18 protein-coding genes and 1 rRNA gene are annotated in these 20,325 nt (G+C 38.7%); 8 read left to right on the top strand and 11 right to left on the bottom strand.

What is annotated here, in order from left to right; translation table 11 throughout:
* The first annotated feature begins 65 nt into the window (after positions 1 to 65).
* Entirely contained in the window at positions 66 to 623 is a 558-nt protein-coding gene (yyaC, locus tag G8782_RS07170; protein ID WP_172370276.1) for a spore protease YyaC, read from the top strand.
* On the opposite strand, the gene G8782_RS07165 is transcribed toward yyaC, so the two are convergent.
* The 11 genes from G8782_RS07165 to rpmH form a co-directional block, all read right to left on the bottom strand.
* Positions 618 to 1,322 (bottom strand): DUF554 domain-containing protein, encoded by a 705-nt coding sequence (locus G8782_RS07165; RefSeq protein WP_172370275.1) that lies wholly within the window; start codon positions 1,320 to 1,322, stop codon positions 618 to 620. The genes yyaC and G8782_RS07165 overlap by 6 nt on opposite strands.
* A 66-nt stretch (positions 1,323 to 1,388) precedes the next feature.
* On the bottom strand, positions 1,389 to 2,246 hold the full coding sequence (locus G8782_RS07160; RefSeq protein WP_172370274.1) for a ParB/RepB/Spo0J family partition protein: 858 nt from the start codon (positions 2,244 to 2,246) through the stop codon (positions 1,389 to 1,391).
* Complete coding sequence (locus G8782_RS07155) at positions 2,239 to 3,000, bottom strand: AAA family ATPase (RefSeq protein WP_172370273.1); 762 nt, start codon at positions 2,998 to 3,000, stop codon at positions 2,239 to 2,241. The genes G8782_RS07160 and G8782_RS07155 overlap by 8 nt, the downstream gene beginning before the upstream one ends.
* A 134-nt stretch (positions 3,001 to 3,134) precedes the next feature.
* On the bottom strand, positions 3,135 to 3,986 hold the full coding sequence (gene noc / locus G8782_RS07150) for a nucleoid occlusion protein (RefSeq protein ID WP_172370272.1): 852 nt from the start codon (positions 3,984 to 3,986) through the stop codon (positions 3,135 to 3,137).
* A 98-nt stretch (positions 3,987 to 4,084) separates the two neighbouring features.
* Positions 4,085 to 4,801, bottom strand: coding sequence for a 16S rRNA (guanine(527)-N(7))-methyltransferase RsmG (gene rsmG, locus G8782_RS07145; protein ID WP_172370271.1), 717 nt, complete (start codon positions 4,799 to 4,801; stop codon positions 4,085 to 4,087).
* Positions 4,802 to 4,874: 73 nt separating this feature from the next.
* The gene (gene mnmG, locus G8782_RS07140) at positions 4,875 to 6,767 is read right to left on the bottom strand and encodes a tRNA uridine-5-carboxymethylaminomethyl(34) synthesis enzyme MnmG (protein WP_172370270.1); all 1,893 of its coding nucleotides are present in this window, start codon (positions 6,765 to 6,767) and stop codon (positions 4,875 to 4,877) included.
* Positions 6,768 to 6,823: 56 nt separating this feature from the next.
* Complete coding sequence (gene mnmE, locus G8782_RS07135) at positions 6,824 to 8,209, bottom strand: tRNA uridine-5-carboxymethylaminomethyl(34) synthesis GTPase MnmE (protein ID WP_172370269.1); 1,386 nt, start codon at positions 8,207 to 8,209, stop codon at positions 6,824 to 6,826.
* Between the two features lie 190 nt (positions 8,210 to 8,399).
* Positions 8,400 to 9,146 (bottom strand): RNA-binding cell elongation regulator Jag/EloR, encoded by a 747-nt coding sequence (gene jag / locus G8782_RS07130; protein WP_172370268.1) that lies wholly within the window; start codon positions 9,144 to 9,146, stop codon positions 8,400 to 8,402.
* Positions 9,143 to 9,913: a membrane protein insertase YidC gene (gene yidC / locus G8782_RS07125; protein WP_172370267.1), complete on the bottom strand. Its 771-nt coding sequence runs from the start codon at positions 9,911 to 9,913 to the stop codon at positions 9,143 to 9,145. The genes jag and yidC overlap by 4 nt, the downstream gene beginning before the upstream one ends.
* Positions 9,914 to 9,972: 59 nt before the next feature.
* Positions 9,973 to 10,323, bottom strand: a complete 351-nt coding sequence (rnpA, locus tag G8782_RS07120; protein WP_172370266.1) for a ribonuclease P protein component — start codon at positions 10,321 to 10,323, stop codon at positions 9,973 to 9,975.
* Between the two features lie 137 nt (positions 10,324 to 10,460).
* Positions 10,461 to 10,598: a 50S ribosomal protein L34 gene (rpmH, locus tag G8782_RS07115; RefSeq protein WP_172370265.1), complete on the bottom strand. Its 138-nt coding sequence runs from the start codon at positions 10,596 to 10,598 to the stop codon at positions 10,461 to 10,463.
* A gap of 489 nt (positions 10,599 to 11,087) precedes the next feature.
* Here rpmH and dnaA point away from each other — a divergent pair, with 489 nt between their 5' ends.
* From dnaA to G8782_RS07080, 7 genes are all read left to right on the top strand, one after another.
* On the top strand, positions 11,088 to 12,437 hold the full coding sequence (dnaA, locus tag G8782_RS07110) for a chromosomal replication initiator protein DnaA (protein ID WP_172370264.1): 1,350 nt from the start codon (positions 11,088 to 11,090) through the stop codon (positions 12,435 to 12,437).
* Positions 12,438 to 12,603: 166 nt separating this feature from the next.
* On the top strand, positions 12,604 to 13,740 hold the full coding sequence (gene dnaN / locus G8782_RS07105; RefSeq protein WP_172370263.1) for a DNA polymerase III subunit beta: 1,137 nt from the start codon (positions 12,604 to 12,606) through the stop codon (positions 13,738 to 13,740).
* 99 nt (positions 13,741 to 13,839) lie between these two features.
* Positions 13,840 to 14,079, top strand: coding sequence for a S4 domain-containing protein YaaA (gene yaaA, locus G8782_RS07100; RefSeq protein ID WP_172370262.1), 240 nt, complete (start codon positions 13,840 to 13,842; stop codon positions 14,077 to 14,079).
* Positions 14,069 to 15,187: a DNA replication/repair protein RecF gene (gene recF / locus G8782_RS07095; protein ID WP_172370261.1), complete on the top strand. Its 1,119-nt coding sequence runs from the start codon at positions 14,069 to 14,071 to the stop codon at positions 15,185 to 15,187. The genes yaaA and recF overlap by 11 nt, the downstream gene beginning before the upstream one ends.
* An 82-nt stretch (positions 15,188 to 15,269) precedes the next feature.
* The gene (gene gyrB, locus G8782_RS07090) at positions 15,270 to 17,189 is read left to right on the top strand and encodes a DNA topoisomerase (ATP-hydrolyzing) subunit B (protein WP_216667821.1); all 1,920 of its coding nucleotides are present in this window, start codon (positions 15,270 to 15,272) and stop codon (positions 17,187 to 17,189) included.
* A 31-nt stretch (positions 17,190 to 17,220) separates the two neighbouring features.
* On the top strand, positions 17,221 to 19,782 hold the full coding sequence (gyrA, locus tag G8782_RS07085) for a DNA gyrase subunit A (RefSeq protein WP_172370259.1): 2,562 nt from the start codon (positions 17,221 to 17,223) through the stop codon (positions 19,780 to 19,782).
* Positions 19,783 to 20,207: 425 nt separating this feature from the next.
* A 16S ribosomal RNA gene (locus tag G8782_RS07080) occupies positions 20,208 to 20,325 on the top strand; the annotation flags it as partial.

Here is a 20,325-nt window from a genome sequence, read left to right as displayed (position 1 = left end):
CCTCCTCTCGTATAATCGCCTTTCAGTTTGCATATACTTATTAAAAATTGAAATGGAGAGTTCACATGAGAGCTGCAGTTACAACAACATACGACTATCGTATCCATTATAAAGATTCGGGTGCTATTTGGAAATTAAGTACGTTTTTTCTCGAACATATTCCATTTCATAGCCCAGATCTCGTTTTTTTCTGTATCGGGACTGACCGCTCCACTGGAGATGCTCTAGGGCCTCTCACAGGGTCTAGGTTAACAGAGTTCCAAGCTTTCCCCTTCCCTGTCATCGGAACTCTTGAAAGCCCGCTACACGCTCTTAATCTGGAACAACATATTAAAGATGTCTATATTAAAACTCCGAACGCTTACATAGTTGCGATTGATGCTTGCCTCGGAAAAGAAAGTTCAATCGGACAACTTATCGTTCAAGATGGTTCAATGCTGCCTGGACTAGCTGTCGGAAAAAACTTGCCCGCAGTGGGTAATGTTTCGATTAAAGGAATAGTTAACATCGGCGGCTTTATGGAATACGCGGTTCTGCAAAGTACGCGCCTTCATCTTCCTTTTGAAATGAGCCGGACAATTGCTCGCGCTTTACAGCTTGCCAATAATCGTTCTAAATTATAGAACATAAACGATTGAAACAACAACTGCCACGACTAAAATGCCCGGAATTAAATTAGCAACTCTGATTTTAGTAATTCCGATTAAGTTTAATCCTATCGCTAAAATCATAAGTCCGCCCGTAGCTGTCATCTCCGATATAAAAAAGTTCAATAGCTCATCAGGTATATACTTGCTGATTTGCGTTGAAAATATCGTGATAATGCCTTGATATAAAAATACCGGTACCGCTGCTATAGCAACACCGATTCCAAGCGTGGAACTTAATATAATTGAAGTGAAACCATCGATAATGCCTTTCATCACAAGTACATCATGATCATTTCTTAAACCGCTATCAATAGCGCCGATAATCGCCATGGATCCAATAACAAATATGAGCGTAGCCGTTACAAACCCCTGAGCGACTCCGGGACCTTCTTTTTTCGCAGGCATCTTACTCTCAATCCAATGGCCTAACTTATTTACTAACTCATCAAGATCTATCCATTCACCAATGACAGCGCCTACTACTATACTTACGATAACAATGAGTACCTGAGTGCTTTCAAATGTCATTTGAATCCCGATAACTGAAACCGCTAAACCAATTCCGTACATCACAGTCTCTTTCATACGTTCAGGTATGTTATGTAAAAATCTACCGAAGATTGCTCCTAACACTATTAATAACGCATTTATTATGGATCCGAATAAAATCAACTTATCACTTCCATTATATAAATTAAAAATATACCTATTTTGCAATTTCGCAAAATAGGTACTCCATTACTCATTAAGTAATTCTAGTATTCGTTCTAAGTCATCTTCTGAGAAAAACTCGATTTCAATTTTACCTTTGTTTTTATTCTTCTTAATGACTACATTCGTGCCAAAGTAATCTCTTAGTGTCGATTCACGTTCCATTAAAAATAAATCTTCTGTTTCTTTCCTTTTTGTTTCACGTGGAACATTTTCGTTTATTTTTTGTACGAGTCTTTCCAATTGGCGTACGTTTAAACCCTCTTTAATTACTCGGTCCGCAATTGCCTTCATTTGCTCATTAGTTCTCAGACCTAGTAATGTTCGTCCATGTCCCATCGACAACTTACCTTCGGTGATTGTATCTCTAATTTTTTTCGGAAGAGATAGTAGTCGAACGTGATTAGCGATATGTGATCTACTTTTCCCGAGTCTAAATGCGAGTTGTTCTTGCGTGAGTTTCAAATTTTCCATGAGATTATGATACGCTTCTGCTTCTTCTATCGGAGTGAGATCTTCCCTTTGAAGGTTTTCAAGAATCGCCAGCTCCATAGTCTCTTCATCGGTCAATTCACGGACAACTGCTGGTATTTCTTCTAATCCTGCGAGTTTTGCTGCTCGAAATCTTCTCTCGCCAACTACAATTTCATATGTCATTCCAGTTTTCCTTACAATGATAGGCTGAAGAATTCCATGTTCTTTGATTGAATCACTTAATTCTTTAATTGCAACCTCATCAAACACTTTCCGTGGTTGGTATGGATTCGGCTTAATACTTTTCACATGTACTTTTTCGACTTTTTCTGCTTTTTCTGCTTTTTCTGCTTTCGATAATGATTCGCCTGGAAATAAAGCATTAATCCCTTTCCCAAGACCTCTAGCCATTGTGCACCACTTCCTTTGCAAGCTCTAAATACACTTCTGCACCACGTGATCTTGAATCATAAACAATGATTGGTTCTCCATGACTCGGCGCTTCGCTCAGTCTTACGTTTCTTGGAATAATTGTTCTGTACACTTTATCTTGAAAATACTTTTTAACTTCTTCGATTACTTGAATACCTAAGTTTGTTCTTGCATCAAACATGGTCAATAGAACTCCATCGATTGTTAAGTCTTCATTCAAATGTTTTTGGACAAGACGAATCGTACTTAATAATTGGCTTAATCCTTCTAAAGCATAGTATTCACATTGCACTGGTATTAATATTGCGTCAGATGCCGTCAATGCGTTGATTGTCAATAAACCTAATGAAGGCGGACAATCTATAATAATATAATCATACATTTCTTTAGCTTCATGAATGGCATGTTTCATTCGGACTTCTCTTGAAATTGTTGAAACAAGTTCTATCTCGGCTCCTGCCAACGAAATTGTAGCTGGTATGATATCTAAATTTTCTACTTTAGTTTGTAAAATAACGTCTTTTATATCAACATCATCAATCAAAACATCATAAATACAGTTTTGGACGTCTCCTTTATTGATCCCTACCCCGCTTGTAGCGTTCCCTTGGGGATCTGTATCAATTACTAAGACTTTTTTGCCTATATGGGCAAGGCAAGCACTTAGATTTACAGATGTTGTCGTTTTTCCGACGCCGCCCTTTTGGTTGGCAATCGCTATAATTCTCCCCACGCTTGCACCTGCTTTCCTACCTGTAAATTTTATCTACTTCATTTTTCTATTTTATTAAAAACTTTATTAGTAGATTCATAGAGATAATATTATAAGTCATAAAAATACTCCTGCCATGACTGAGCAAGAGTATTTTACTTTTTCTTTGGTATCTTTACTGTAATCGTGTAGAAATCCTCTGAATCTTCTTCCTCTGTCTCTAAGTCAATACCACTTTTAGAAACCAGACTAAGAGATTGTTTAATAGTATTCAGAGCAATTCGAACATCTCGACTAACCGATTTCCTTTTCGTAGCTTTTTTCTTAGAATCTTTCTCTGGATTTAAAACTTTATAAACCCTTTCTTCCAGTTGCTTCACATTTAACTGGTTCGCAATTGCTTCCTCATGTAGCGCAATTTGAAGTTCAGGATCTTTTAATGGCATTAAAGCGCGGGCATGTCGTTCAGATAATTCTTTCCTCATAATCGCCGTTTTAATTTCATCCGGCAACTTAAGTAATCGTAACTTGTTTGCAATTGTAGATTGCCCTTTTCCTAACCTTTGCGCTAATGCTTCTTGCGTTAATGAGTGTAACTCTAATAATTGTTCATAGGCGAAGGCTTCTTCGATCGGTGTCAATTCTTCCCGTTGCAGGTTTTCTATTAAAGCAATGGAGGCAGTTTCTCGATCATCTAAGTCCCGAACAATAGCTGGCACTTCTGTCCATTCAAGAAGTCTCATTGCCCGATATCTTCTTTCACCCGCAATAATTTCAAACTTTCCATCACCAGCGGAACGAATAACAATAGGTTGAATTACGCCGTGTGTATGAATTGTTCTTGCAAGTTCCTCAATTTTCTCTTCAGAAAATATTGATCTAGGCTGATACTTGTTTGGTCTTATCGCGTCAATTGCAATTTTCTGAACTTGTTCTTGACGTTCCCCACTCGTTTCCAAATCAACTTCTTTTTCCCCGCCAAAAAAACGTGAAAAAGGACTTTTCATTCATTGCACCACCTTTTCAAACTTCCCCGTACTATTATAACTAATTCGACAAAAATATAAATAAACCTTCTATCAAAAAATGTTCCACGTGAAACATTTTATTGAATTGGTGTTTTATTTGGAATACCAGGTTTTCGAGGATATCTACCTGGAGTATTTTTCATCTTATTGAAAATGAAAATGTTACGTTCACTTTCTTCTATCGGTAGTAAAAATGAATGCTTGTCTTGAATTTTCGCACCAAGAACAGCAAGAGGTTTTTCAGCATCCACTAATTCGTCTTTAGCCGCCGCGCCCTTCATGGCAATGAATTGGCCGCCTTTTTTCACGAGTGGAACACATAATTCCGATAGAACGGATAATCTTGCCACCGCTCTAGCTGTAACAATATCGAATTGTTCACGGTATTTTTTATTTTGTCCGAAGTCTTCTGCTCTTGCATGGACAAAATTAACATTTTCAAGCTTAAGTTCCTTTGCTAAATGTTCTAAAAAACCAATCCGTTTATTTAATGAATCCACGATTGTCACTTCTAGTTCAGGAAAACAGATTTTAATGGGAATACTCGGAAATCCTGCACCAGCGCCAACGTCACACAGCGTAAGTTTTTTATCAAGATTAACATAAAAAGCAGCTGTTATGGAATCATAAAAGTGTTTTAAATAAACAGAAGGTTCATCAGTAATCGCCGTTAAGTTCATTTTTTCATTCCATTCAACGAGTTGATTGAAATAGGTATCAAATTGCTGTTGCTGCTTTTCGGATAATTCTATTCCATGTTCTTGTAAAGCAGCTAGAAATTGTTCTTTATTCACATGCATTCCTCCCTATGTACAAAAAGCTGGCACGGATAACTATTGTCTCCGCACCAGCAACTCCACGCATTCCTTAACTAGATATTTTTGCAATTCTGCCTTGTTCGATATAAACAAGTAAAATCGAAATATCCGCTGGGTTTACGCCTGGCATGCGCGATGCTTGAGCTATTGAAAGTGGTCTTACTTTGTTCAACATATTCTTCGCTTCCGATGCAATACCAGAAATTGCATCGTAATCGATATTTTCAGGGATTTTTTTATCTTCCATTTTGTTCATTCTTTCAACCTGTTGCATCGATTTTTCAATATAACCTTCATATTTAATGAAAATCTCAACTTGTTCAGCCACTTCATTCGATAATTTTTCCTCAGGTGGAACGATTCTCGAAATCTGATCATAACTGATTTCAGGACGTTTCAGGAGATTAGCAGCTTTCATTGGTTCTTTTAATTCGGAACTAGTTGTTTCTTGCATAATTTTATGAACATGTTCGGCAGGTTTTACAGTGACCTTGCGAAGTCTAGCAACTTCTTCATTAATTTGGTTTTGTTTTAACGTATATTTTGCATAGCGTTCATCACTAACAAGTCCAAGCTTATAACCGATTTCAGTAAGCCGAAGATCCGCATTGTCGTGACGAAGTAACAAACGATATTCTGCACGTGATGTGAGAAGTCGATAAGGTTCATTCGTGCCTTTCGTGACTAAATCGTCAATGAGCACACCTATATACCCATCAGAACGGCCGAGAATAAGTTCTTCTTTTCCGAGTGCACGTGCAGCTGCGTTAATACCAGCCATTATTCCCTGACCTGCAGCTTCTTCATAGCCGGATGTACCATTTAGTTGCCCAGCTGTATACAGATTTCGGATTTTCTTCGTTTCAAGTGTTGGTTTTAGTTGTGTAGGTACGATTGAATCGTATTCTATCGCATAACCAGCACGCATCATTTCAGCTTTTTCAAGTCCTGGAACACTTTCAATGAGTCTTTTTTGAATATGTTCAGGCAAACTTGTCGATAATCCTTGAACATAAACTTCTTCTGTATTCCGACCTTCTGGTTCTAAGAAAATTTGATGACGGGATTTATCATTGAATCGGACGATTTTATCTTCTATTGACGGGCAATAACGTGGTCCTGGACCAATTTTTTCTCCAGAATACATAGGCGATAGATGCAGGTTTTCATTAATAATTTCATGTGTCAGTGGTGATGTATAAGTGAGCCAACAAGGTAGTTGATCCAAGATATACTCTGTCGTTTCAAAACTGAATGCACGCGGTTCTTCATCCCCCGGTTGAATTTCAGTTTTACTATAATCTATCGTTCGACTATTAACACGAGGCGGCGTTCCTGTTTTAAAGCGAACCATATCAAACCCTAATTCACGGAGATTATCCGCAAGTTTAATGGAGGGCATTTGATTATTCGGACCGCTTGAATATCTGATGTCCCCAATAACAATTTCCCCGCGTAAAAAAGTACCTGTCGTGATGATTACAGTTTTAGCGCGATATACTGCGCCGACCTGTGTAATTACACCTTTTACCTCATCATCTTCAATAATTAACTCATCGACGGAAGCTTGACGTAAAATTAAGTTTTCCTCTTCTTCAAGTATCCGTTTCATTTCTTGTTGATACAGCACTTTATCAAGTTGTGCACGAAGCGCACGAACTGCCGGGCCTTTTCCGGTGTTTAACATTCTCATTTGAATGTGCGTTTTGTCGATGACTTTCCCCATTGCACCGCCAAGTGCATCAATTTCACGCACAACAATTCCTTTGGCAGGTCCTCCAATAGAGGGATTACATGGCATAAAAGCAACCATATCTATATTTAACGTTAATACAAGCGTTGAAGCGCCCATACGAGCCGAGGCTAATGCTGCTTCAACACCAGCATGACCGGCTCCGATGACTATACAATCGAACGTGCCGGCTTCAAATTTGTTTGGCATGTTCTTTATCCTTCCTTCTATGCGGACGGTATTCAATATTCAATACCTGTCCTTTTTTATTTTCCAAGACAAAAACGAGAAAATAATTCATTTATTAAACCTTCTTGCACGGTATCCCCGACAATTTCTCCAAGGATTTCCCACGTACGCGTTACATCGATTTGTATCATGTCGACTGGAACTCCTAATTCGGCTGCTTCAATCGCATATTCGATTGTTTTACGCGCTTTATGAAGCAATGCGATATGCCGAGCATTTGAAACATATGTTAAATCTTCTGATTCGAGATTTCCTTCAAAAAAGAGTTTTGCAATCGCTTCTTCGAGTTCATCGATTCCTTCGTCTTGAAGAAGCGATGTGGTCACGATTGTTCCTTCGGCAGCAAGGCTCTCTACCTTTTTCATATCAATTTTTTGAGGTAGATCGGTTTTATTGATCACAACGATCGTATCCATGCCAGATACTGCTTCAAAGAGTCGTTCATCTTCGATTGACAATTCTTCAGCGCTATTTAGCACAAGCAGAATTAAATCCGCTTCTTTTAAGACTTGCCTTGATCGCTCCACGCCAATCCGTTCGACAATATCTTCCGTTTCGCGAATACCCGCCGTGTCGACAAGACGAAGAGGAACCCCGCGCACATTGACGTATTCCTCAATTATATCACGCGTTGTACCCGCTATGTCGGTTACAATGGCTTTATTTTCTTGTACTAAACTATTTAAAAGCGAAGATTTCCCTACGTTCGGCCTTCCGATAATGACCGTAGATAAGCCTTCCCTTAAAATTTTCCCTTGAGAAGAAGTTTGAAGTAATTTATCAATTTCTTCTTTGACCCATGTGCATTTATCGATCATGAGAGGAATTGTCATCTCTTCAACGTCATCATACTCGGGATAATCTATCGTCACTTCAACCTGTGCAAGCGTTTCTATTAAGGCATTTCGTAATTTGCCTATCAGTTTAGAAAGTTTTCCTTCCATTTGACCCAATGCAACATTCATGGCGCGATCTGTTTTTGCACGGATTAAATCCATTACCGCCTCTGATTGCGACAGGTCAATGCGTCCGTTAAGAAAAGCGCGCTTAGTAAACTCGCCAGGCTCCGCTAGACGCGCACCTTCCGTTAAAATGAGCTCCAGCACACGATTTACCGCAACAATTCCACCATGACAATTTATTTCAACGACGTCTTCTCGCGTAAAAGTTTTTGGAGCTTTCATCAAAGATACCATTACTTCTTCTACAGTTTCGCCTGATACTGGATTTACCAAGTGTCCATAATGGATTGTATGGGATTGTTCATCTATTAACTTTTTTCCGCCCGGGGATTGGAAAACGCGATTCGCGATTTGAATTGCTTCATCCCCGCTTAATCTGACAATCGCAATTGCCCCTTCTCCCATCGGAGTTGAAATTGCAGCTATCGTATCAAAATGCATAGTTCTCACCTTCCTCATTAGTTACTCACATGTGGATAACGTATTTCCGGACATGACTTCCTAACATAGTATATTAACATAAATACGTCCAACGTCATAGTACTTCGTAATAATTTTTGTGGATAATTTAGATTCTAAAACATAAAAAAATCCTGCAAAGAGTGCGATAACTCTTTGCAGGATACTATTTTTACCTGATCGGTTCGATGACGAGATAACGATATGGATCGGAGCCTTCCGAATAAGTTTCGATATCCAATCGACTCGAAAGCGAATGATGAATGACTTTTCTTTCATATGACGGCATCGGTTCAAGTTGCACTTTTCGTCCTGTACGAACTGCCCGGTCCGCCATTCTATCCGCTAATTGCTCCAAAGATTGTTCGCGCCGACTGCGGTAATCGCCAACATCGATACGTACAACTTTAAATTGTCCAGAGTATTTATTTGCAACTAGCTGACCTAATTGTTGCAATGCATTTAAAGTTTGACCGCGTTTCCCTATTAATAACGCTGCTTTTTTACTTTCTAACTGGAAATTTACATATTTCCCGTCCATTTGATAAGAAACAGCAAGATCATTGACGCCCATCGCTTTCGCAACGCTCATCAAATACTGTTCTGTTTCACGAATCGCATCTTCATCATCTTCTAAATAGCTATCTTCTACAAGATTCTCATCAATTGCATCTACTGAGGAGTCTTTATAATCATTATCTTCTATTTCAAGCTCTTCTTTTACATTTGTTTCAATAGGACTCTTTTTTTCAATGACAGTAATTTTCACTTCTGCTTCTTTTGATCCAATACCAAAAAAACCTTTTCTACCTTGATCAAGTACTTCAACTTTTACTTTCTCGCGGGAGACATCGAGTGTTTGTAATGCCGCTTCGATCGCCGCTTCAACAGTGGCTCCCCTTTGCGTCATCATTGTCATTTTCTTTTCCCTCCTACTTTTGCAGGTACCACTTCTTCTTTCTTGAATGGTTTGTATATGAAATAGTTTTGAATGACTGAAATAATGTTACCGATTACCCAATAAAGCGATAGTGCCGCGGGTAGTATTGTACCGATAACAACAATAAATATCGGCATAATATACATCATCATTTTCATTTGCGGATTGCCCATTGCAGGTCCAGTACGAAGAACGATGAATTGCATGATTCCCGCAATAACTGCAAGTATGATACTTGGTGTAGCAAGTTGGAACCCAAGAATCGATCCAAGCTCGATTTCCGGCGTATTATTCATTCTGCTTATTGCATGATAAAAACCAATAAGGATTGGCATTTGAACGAGTACCGGTAAACAACCCGCTGCTGGATTGATTTTTCGTTCTGTCATGATTCGCTGCATTTCTGTACGGTATTTTTCTTGAGTGACCGCATCTTTTGATTTATATTTTTCTTTTAAAGCGTTTAGTTCAGGTTGCACTTCTTGCATCTTTTTCGAGCTCTGTGTTTGTTTTATCATTAATGGCAATAAAACAAGTCGAATAAGAATCGTTACTGCAACAATTCCATAACCGTAAGTCCCTAACAAGTCTTTAAAAAGCGTAATTAATGAAACTAACGGCCAAACAATGTATTTATTCCAAAATCCTTCGCTACTTTCGTAGATCGGTTCACTAAATTCAGTACAACCTGCCAAAAATAACGACAGCATTGTCAGCATAAGGACTAGTCCTATTCTTTTGTTCAAATCGGCTCCCCCAAATCGTATCTTCTTTATCACAGTTTATCATTTTCATATGTACGTTTCTACTTGTGATTTTTTTTTATAACGCGTGCAACGCGTAAAACATGCTGTAAACTCTTCTTAGTTTCATGAAAATCTTTTGTCGCAGCTTGATGTCTTGCAATAATAATATAATCCATATCATTTTGGACTTCATCTTTCATTTCTAAAAAGGATTGTCTAATATAGCGTTTTATGCGGTTTCTTGTCACTGCATTCCCGATTTTTTTGCTAACCGAGAGTCCGATGCGAAACTCCGCTTGTCCCTCTTTTCGATAACAATAAACGACAAATTGTCGATTCGCAAATGATTTTCCTTTTTTAAAAACCAATTGAAATTCTTTATCTTTTTTAATCCGCTGGCGTTTATTCATTAAAAATACACCTGCTCCATTACTAGTATTATGTATATAAATTCAGGAAAGGTTGTTCTATCTTCATAACATCATGTTCCAGATCAACCTTTTCGAAACAGTTCTACAAAAAAAAAGACCACTGGATGTCAGTGGCCTTATGCTGAAAGTTTTTTTCTTCCTTTGAGCCGACGAGCTGCGATAATTCTGCGCCCGCTTTTCGTGCTCATTCTTGCACGGAAGCCGTGAACTTTACTACGTTTTCTTGTATTTGGTTGGAATGTACGTTTTGTCATATTAAGACACCTCCTGCTTGATTGTCATTGAAACCGCGTGACAGTCCTAATAAGTATAGAGAAATTCAAAGAAAATGTCAATCATTTATTTTATAACTCTCTCTTAAACATTTCCGCGCTTAAAAAGAGTTATCCACATTTCATAATCAAAACTAGAAATATCTTTGTGCATACAATTTTAAACAAATTTTTCTCTGTCGACAGTTATCGACAAGATTTTCACATGTAAATGCCTGTGGATAACGGTTTTATCAACAATGAATCGAATTGTTGATAAGCCCTTTGACTCCTTGTAATAATCAGCATTGCCTGTTACAATGAGTAAGATTTAATTGTGCACAATATAAAAAACAAATTTGTTATCCACAATTGTTGATACGTTGTGGATAATTTTTTCCCCACTTTTGCATAATTGTTATCCACACAAGTGAATTATGTGTATAATACATATTTTGCATATGTAAAATACATAGTAAAGGAGGTAACTAGTTGAAACACTTAGAAGAATTATGGACTAAAGTGTTATCACAAATAGAAGAACGAATTTCAAGGCCTAGTTTTGAAACGTGGCTCAAATCGACGAAATTAATCTCTTATGAAGAAGAGATTGTTACAATCGCCGCTCCAAACACGTTCTCTAAAGATTGGCTTGAAAATCATTATGTCCATTTAATAACCGGTATTTTATCCGAATTAACTGGTGAAGATCGGTTAATTCAATTTATCGTGCCTAAAGACATGCAGGAAAATGATTTTATGTTACCAAAACCAATCGAAAAAACGGTTGAAACGGTAAATTCGAATTCTACAGCTGGCATGCTTAATCCAAAATATACGTTTGACACGTTCGTCATCGGCTCGGGCAATCGTTTCGCTCATGCCGCATCATTAGCTGTCGCGGAGGCTCCTGCAAAGGCTTATAACCCTCTTTTTATATACGGAGGCGTCGGTTTAGGAAAAACACACTTGATGCATGCGATCGGGCATTATGTAATTGATCAAAAACCAGATGCAAAAGTAGTTTATTTAACATCTGAAAAGTTCACCAATGAATTTATCAATTCGATACGTGACAATAAAGCCGTCGAATTCCGAAATAAGTACCGAAGCGTAGATGTCCTATTAATTGACGATATTCAATTCCTTGCTGGAAAAGAACAAACTCAAGAAGAATTTTTCCATACGTTTAATACGCTCCATGAAGAATCCAAACAAATCGTCATATCCAGTGATCGCCCGCCCAAAGAAATTCCAACATTAGAAGATCGCCTCAGATCCCGCTTTGAATGGGGACTCATCACGGATATAACGCCGCCAGATTTGGAAACGAGAATTGCAATTTTACGTAAAAAAGCAAAAGCGGATGGACTCCTTGATATTCCTAACGAAGTCATGATGTATATCGCCAATCAAATTGATACGAATATACGAGAATTAGAAGGTGCTCTTATACGAGTTGTCGCTTATTCTTCATTAGTCAATAGTGATATCACAATGGATTTAGCCGCAGATGCATTAAAAGATATCATTCCAAATGATACTCCGCGCACTGTTTCAATCTTGGATATTCAAAAAACAGTCGGTGGGCATTTTAATATTCGATTAGAAGACTTTTCTGCGAAGAAACGTACGCGTGCAATAGCGTTTCCGCGTCAAATTGCCATGTATTTATCAAGAGAGCTTACTGATTTTTCTTTGCCTAAAATTGGTTCTGAATTTGGCGGACGAGATCACTCAACGGTTATCCATGCACATGACAAAATTCGATCAATGTTGAAAGAAGATAAATTGCTGCAACAAGATATTCAAGATATAAAGAAACTATTAGGGCGAGGTTAGACTGTTAGTAACCTAGAATAACTACTGCACACTTATAAACTAGTTATGAACATGTGGACAACGTGATACCAGTAATGAAATCGTACTTATCCACGTATCCACAGGCCCTATTACTATTACTACTATTTTAAATAACTAATATAAATATATAGGCGAGGGGTATGACATGAAATTTGAAATCAAGAGAGATGAACTTCTCGATGGATTAAGCGATGTAATGAAAGCAATCAGTCAAAAAGTTGCGATTCCTATTTTGACCGGAATAAAAATCGAAGTGAATGAAAGCGGCATGACAATGACAGGAAGCGATTCTGACATTACAATCTGCACATTCATTCCAGCAGAACGTGACGGAGAACAACTCATTAAAGTGAATGAAAGTGGCAATATCGTATTACAAGCAAGAGTATTTAGTGAGATTGTTCGCAAACTACCTACAAATGAAGTGAAAATCGAAGTAAAAGATGGTTTCCAAGCATTAATTCGTTCAGGTAAATCTGAATTTAAATTAATCGGTTCGAATCCTGACGATTATCCTGTTCTTCCAGATGTAAGAGACGAACATAGTTTTTCGCTTCCAGCTGATCTGATGAAATCGATTATTCGTGAAACAGTATTCGCCGTGTCTCAACAAGAAACACGCCCAATTTTAACTGGAGTTCAATGGGTAGCTGAAAACGGCAAACTTTCTTGCGTAGCAACGGACAGTCACCGGCTTGCAAGAAGACTTACTTCCCCGGAAGAAATGCCGGCAGATCCTTTAAGCATTGTTATTCCGGGTAAAAGTCTACAAGAATTAAATAAAATATTGCCCGACAATAATGATTCAATCGAAATTCTGATTACTGAACAACAAATTCTCTTTAAGACGGCTAATGTTTTATTTTATTCCCGATTACTCGAGGGAAATTATCCTGATACATCAAGATTAATACCAACTGAAAATAAAACATCGGTAACAGTAAACGGTCGTTCTTTACTTCAAGCAATTGATCGTGCATCATTATTAGCACGTGAAGAACGTAATAACATTGTTCGTTTTTCAACCGATGAAGGAAAATTCATCGAGATCTCATCAAATTCACCAGAAGTAGGAAATGTAGAAGAAATGGTAGAAGCCATTAACGTTACAGGCGATGAATTGAAAATTTCATTCAGTGCGAAGTACATGATGGATGCTTTACGTGCAATCGATGGACAAGATGTTGAAATTCAATTCACCGGCGCAATGCGACCATTTATACTAAAATCAGTGAATGACGACTCAATTCTTCAACTGATACTTCCGGTCAGAACATATTAATAAAAAAGGATAGTCGCTAATTGACTATCCTTTTTTACTTATTGCCGAACTTCTTGTAAAATAGAAAGAACCACTAAATTATGAAAGGTTGTGCGCCAATTGAATGATTTAATAATAAATGCGGAATTCATAACGCTTGGTCAGCTACTCAAGATGACGAATGCGATTAGTTCTGGCGGTATGGCAAAATGGTATCTTGATGAACATACCGTCTATGTAAACGGCGAAGAGGAACAACGTCGCGGAAAAAAACTGCGTCATGATGATATTATAAAACTACCTGAGATCGGTACATTTAAAATTATTGAAAAGACAAATGGCTCATCGGATGTTCATTGAGCAACTTGCATTAACTAATTACCGAAACTATAAAACCCTTGATTTATCCTTTTCCCCGCAAATCAACGTATTAATTGGCGAAAACGCGCAAGGAAAGACAAATATCATGGAAGCAATCTACGTTCTTTCAATGGCAAAATCGCACAGGACATCAAATGATCGTGATTTGATACGCTGGGACGAAGAATATGGTAAAATAGAAGGTAGCATCCAGCGCAAATATGGACGCCTTCCTCTAGAACTTGTAATTTCTAAAAGAGGAAAAAGAGCGCGAGTCAACCATCTTGAACAAAATCGTTTAAGTCTTTATATCGGGCAATTAAATGTTGTGATGTTTGCCCCTGAGGATTTAAATCTCGTGAAAGGAAGCCCGTCTGTCAGAAGACGATTCCTCGACATGGAAATTGGTCAAATTTCTCCGGTTTATCTTCATGATCTCTTGACTTTTCAAAAAATATTAAAACAACGTAACGCGATATTAAGGGATAATCGCGGTAAATCTAATTTTAATGATGTCATGTTTGATGTATATACTGAGCAATATATTCAAGTGGCTGTACAAATTATTCGTAAAAGATTTTATTTCATGGAACTTCTTCAAAAATGGGCAGAACCTATTCATAAAGGTATTTCCCGCGGAATGGAAACACTAAAAGTAACGTATGGAACATTAAAAGGCATTGAATCGGGGCAGACTCAGGAAGAAATGGAATCCGTGTTCGAACAAAGACTACTTGAAATGCGGCCGCGCGAGTTGGATAGAGGTTTGACATTAATCGGCCCGCATCGCGATGACCTGCATTTTTTCGTAAATGGGTACGACATCCAAACATTCGGCTCGCAAGGTCAACAGCGAACGACAGCTTTGTCTTTGAAACTCGCCGAAATTGAACTTGTGAAACAAGAAGTGGGAGAATCACCCGTATTGCTTTTAGACGATGTATTATCAGAATTAGATGATTTTCGACAATCACATTTACTGAACACGATTCAGGGAGAAGTTCAAACCTTTGTTACAACTACGAATATAGCTGGAATTGATCATGAAACGATTCGTCAAGCTAATATTTTTGAAGTGAACGCAGGTGCAGTAGTAAAAAAAGAGTGAGAATATGTTTTTTTGTGCCTATGCACGCACGTACCATGCTAGGTGGTATACGTTCAGAAAGGAAAGGTGAACAAGCTTGGCAATGGAAGAAAAGAATATACAGGCCTATGATGAAACCCAAATTCAAGTACTAGAAGGACTAGAGGCCGTCCGAAAACGTCCCGGCATGTATATTGGGACAACGAGTTCGAGAGGACTTCATCACCTTGTTTGGGAAATAGTTGATAATAGTATCGACGAAGCGCTCGCTGGTTATTGTGATCACATTGAAGTGACAATGGAAAAAGATGATTGGATTCGCGTCGATGATAATGGCCGGGGAATTCCGGTCGGGATTCAAGAATCCACAGGAAGACCTGCCGTTGAAGTGATTATGACTGTTCTTCACGCCGGCGGTAAATTTGGCGGCGGCGGTTATAAAGTTTCAGGCGGACTGCACGGAGTTGGTGCTGCCGTAGTAAACGCATTATCGGAAACTACTGAAGTATACGTTCGTCTAAATGGAAAAAAATATTATATTAAATTCGAAAAAGGAATTCCCGTAGTTGAATTGACGGAAGTCGGAACATCTGAAGAGACAGGTACAAGTGTCCGATTTAAAGCAGATCCTGAGATATTCAAAGAATCGACAACATTCGATTATGATATTCTTGCAAATCGTTTACGCGAACTAGCATATTTAAACCGCGGTCTTCGCGTCTCCATTTTCGATGAACGAGATGACAGTGGAAGAACCGACTCTTACTATTACGAGGGCGGAATCAAATCATACGTAGAGCATCTAAATAAAAATAAGGAACCGATTCATGAAGAACCTATTTTTATTGAAGGTGAACGAGACGATATAGCTGTTGAAATCGCCATGCAATACAATAGCGGTTTTTCAGAAAATATCCATTCCTTCGCGAATAATATTAATACGTATGAAGGCGGGACGCATGAGTCAGGTTTTAAGACAGCGTTAACGCGTGTTGTCAATGACTACGCACGTAAAAACGGAGCACTTAAAGAATCGGACCAAAACTTATCCGGTGATGACGTCCGTGAAGGTTTGACGGCAATCATTTCGATAAAACACCCAGATCCCCAATTTGAAGGGCAAACTAAAACTAAATTGGGTAACTCTGAAGTCAGTACGATTACTAACTCACTATTTTCTGAAGGGTTGCAAAGGTTTTTGCTCGAAAACCCATCAACAGCTCATAAAATTATTGATAAAAGTTTAATCGCGGCACAAGCACGATTGGCTGCAAAGAATGCACGTGAATTCACACGAAGAAAATCGGCTTTGGAAGTTTCGAGTTTGCCTGGTAAACTATCCGACTGTTCTTCCCGTGACCCGGCAATAAGTGAATTGTATATTGTTGAAGGTGACTCCGCAGGCGGTTCTGCTAAAAATGGCCGTGATCGACATTTCCAAGCAATTCTGCCGCTACGCGGAAAAATTCTAAACGTGGAAAAAGCAAGATTAGATCGAATTTTGGGGAATGCTGAAATTCGTATGATGATTACCGCGCTAGGAACGGGAATCGGTGAAGAATTCGCGCTTGAAAAAGCACGTTATCATAAAGTCGTCATTATGACTGATGCTGACGTCGATGGCGCTCATATTCGAACACTCTTATTAACCTTTTTCTTTAGATTCATGCGTCCGCTTGTAGAAGCTGGATATATTTACATTGCTCAACCGCCACTTTACAGAGTGAAACAAGGTAGATCCGAACAATATTGTTATACAGAAGAACAGTTAAACGAAATTTTGAACGGATTACCGCAAGCTCCAAAACCTGTCATTACCCGTTATAAAGGGTTAGGTGAAATGGATGCGGAACAATTATGGGATACAACAATGGATCCAGAACAAAGAACATTATTGCAAGTAGAACTAGAAGATACGATTACGGCTGATGAGACATTCCAACAGTTAATGGGGGATGACGTCGAACCGCGTCGTAAATTCATTGAAGCAAACGCACAATATGTACAAAATATTGACACGTAATAACAGAAGGTACTGAAAGGAGTTTACCAACATGGCAGATATGCCGAATCGTGGTGTCCAAGGGATTAACATTAGTACGGAAATGAAAACTTCATTCCTCGATTATGCAATGAGCGTTATCGTTTCCCGTGCGCTTCCGGACGTAAGAGATGGACTAAAGCCGGTTCACCGCCGTATTTTATACGCAATGCAGGATTTAGGGAACACTGCGGATAAACCGCATAAAAAGTCTGCTCGTATTGTCGGTGACGTAATCGGTAAATATCACCCGCATGGTGATAGTGCCGTTTACGATACGATGGTACGTATGGCACAAGATTTTAACTATCGTTATATGCTTGTTGACGGACATGGAAACTTTGGTTCTGTCGATGGTGACTCTGCAGCAGCAATGCGTTACACAGAATCTAGAATGTCTAAAATTGCGATGGAACTTTTACGTGATATCAACAAAGATACAATTGATTATCAAGATAACTATGATGGCCAAGAAAGAGAACCAATTGTTTTACCAAGCCGTTATCCAAATTTACTCGTCAATGGATCCTCCGGGATTGCTGTAGGAATGGCGACAAATATCCCTCCGCATCATCTTGGAGAAACAATAGACGCTGTATTGGCGCTATCGGAAAACCCGGAAATCACTACTGAAGAATTAATGGAGATTATGCCCGGTCCAGATTTTCCGACAGGCGGAATTATTTTAGGCCGCAGCGGAATTAGACGAGCCTATGAAACTGGTCGCGGATCAGTTATTATCCGAGGGAAAGTTGAAATTGAACAAAAGGCAAATGGCAGAGAAACCATACTTGTTAATGAATTACCATTTCAAGTAAACAAAGCGCGATTAATAGAGAAAATTGCCGAATTAGTTCGAGATAAAAAAATAGAAGGCATTACAGATTTAAGAGACGAATCAGACCGTACAGGAATGCGGATTGTTATCGAGGTTCGTCGCGATGCGAATGCCAATGTATTATTAAATAATTTATATAAACAAACCGCATTGCAATCAAGCTTCGGTGTCAATATGTTGGCACTAGTCGACGGTCAGCCGAAACTTCTTGCACTGAAAGAAATTCTATATCATTATTTAGAACATCAAAAAGTCGTTATTCGCAGACGTACGCAATATGATTTGAAACGCGCGGAGGATCGCGCACATATTTTGGAAGGTTTGCGTATTGCTCTCGATAATATAGATGCAATCATTGCACTCATTCGCGGATCCAAGACTACCGAGGAAGCCAAGACCGGTTTAATCGATAAATTTAATTTATCTGAGCGACAGGCACAAGCAATACTCGACATGCGTCTTCAACGTTTGACAGGTTTAGAACGTGACAAAATTGAAGAAGAATATAATTCACTTCAACTTTTAATTGCTGAGCTTCGCGCGATTCTTGCAGATGAAGAGAAGTTATTAGACATTATTCGTGAAGAATTACTTGAGTTGAAAGAACGTTACGGCGATGATCGTCGAACTGAAATTACACTCGGCGGTGCAGAAATGATTGAGGATGAGGATCTTATCCCAGTCGAGAACTCTGTACTAACACTTACCCATAATGGTTATATTAAACGTTTACCAGCGAGCACGTACCGAAGTCAACGTCGGGGCGGCCGAGGAATTCAAGGAATGGGAACAAATGATGATGATTTCGTTGAACATCTGTTAAATACGTCAACACATGACACAATTCTATTCTTTACGAGCAAGGGGCGCGTTTTCCGAACAAAAGGTTATGAAGTTCCAGAATTTAACCGTACGGCGAAAGGTCTTCCAATCATTAATTTGCTCGGTGTAGATAAAGAAGAAAAAGTAACAGCAATGATCCCAGTAGCCGAATTCGAAGAAAATAAGTACTTCTTTTTTGTTACGCAAAACGGGATAGCTAAAAGGACACCTGTTTCAGCATTCGCAAATATTAGATCCAATGGACTTATCGCACTCACATTACGCGGAGACGATGAACTAATTGGGGTTAAAATGACAAGCGGTGAAGAAGAAATTGTCATCGGAACAAAAGATGGCATGCTTATTAAATTCAACGAAACTGATATTCGATCCATGGGTCGTGTAGCAGGCGGCGTTCGCGGCATCCGTTTACGCAAGGGCGACATTGCAGTTGGCATGGATGTTGTGGATGAAGGAAAAGAAATCTTGGTCGTAACAGAAAAAGGTTTTGGAAAACGAACGCCACAAGAAGAATATCGCATTCAATCACGTGGCGGTTATGGACTGAAAACACTCAATGTTACCGAACGAAATGGATCACTCGTTGCAATGAAAGCAGTTGATGGCTCAGAAGATTTAATGCTCATTACAATTCATGGCATCTTAATTCGAATGGACATTAGCGATATTTCCGTAATCGGAAGAAGTACTCAAGGGGTTCGTTTAATTCGTCTTGGTGAAGATGAACTTGTTGCAACGGTTGCAAAAGTCGAAAAAGATGAAGACGAAGAAAATAGTACTGATGAAGATGATGAGACAATAGTCGAATCTCAAATTACCGAAGAAGACGATTCTCCATTAGATGAATCTGACTCTTCTATAGAAGCAGTAGATGGAAACGATGAAGAAGAGTAAGTTTTAAAAATTAACGCCAACGTGTCTCGTTGGCGTTTTTCTTTTACAGATACAACTAACTCATCACGAAATTGTGTTGTGGAAATCGGCGTGAGTTATTTCAATTAACTATCTATTATTTTGCTATTGTAATTAAAATAATTAGATGGTATAGTTATAAACGTTGCGAGTTCGTTGAAAGAAAACGATAAATTATTTTCAAATTTGTTGTTGACATGTGAAACGCAATTTGGTATGATATAAAAGTTGCTGTTACGAGACGGCAATGCAGAAATGAATATGTAAGTGAAGTTCTTACTTACTATAATGAACCTTGAAAACTGAACAGCAAAACGTCAAGATATAACGTTTCGTTAATTCGAAACAAAAACGAATCTTCGGATTCAAAGTCAGCAAAATGAAACTCGAGCTATTCAAGTTTCTCTATTATGGAGAGTTTGATCCTGGCTCAGGACGAACGCTGGCGGCATGCCTAATACATGCAAGTCGAGCGAACATTTATTGAAGCTTGCTTCTTTAAATGTTAGCGGCGGATGGGTGAGT

Origin of the sequence: Sporosarcina jiandibaonis, assembly GCF_013184495.1 — a bacterium.
Classification (GTDB): domain Bacteria; phylum Bacillota; class Bacilli; order Bacillales_A; family Planococcaceae; genus Sporosarcina; species Sporosarcina jiandibaonis.
The sequence above is the reverse complement of the archived record's forward strand: the minus strand, read 5'-3'. Positions and strand labels throughout refer to the sequence as shown.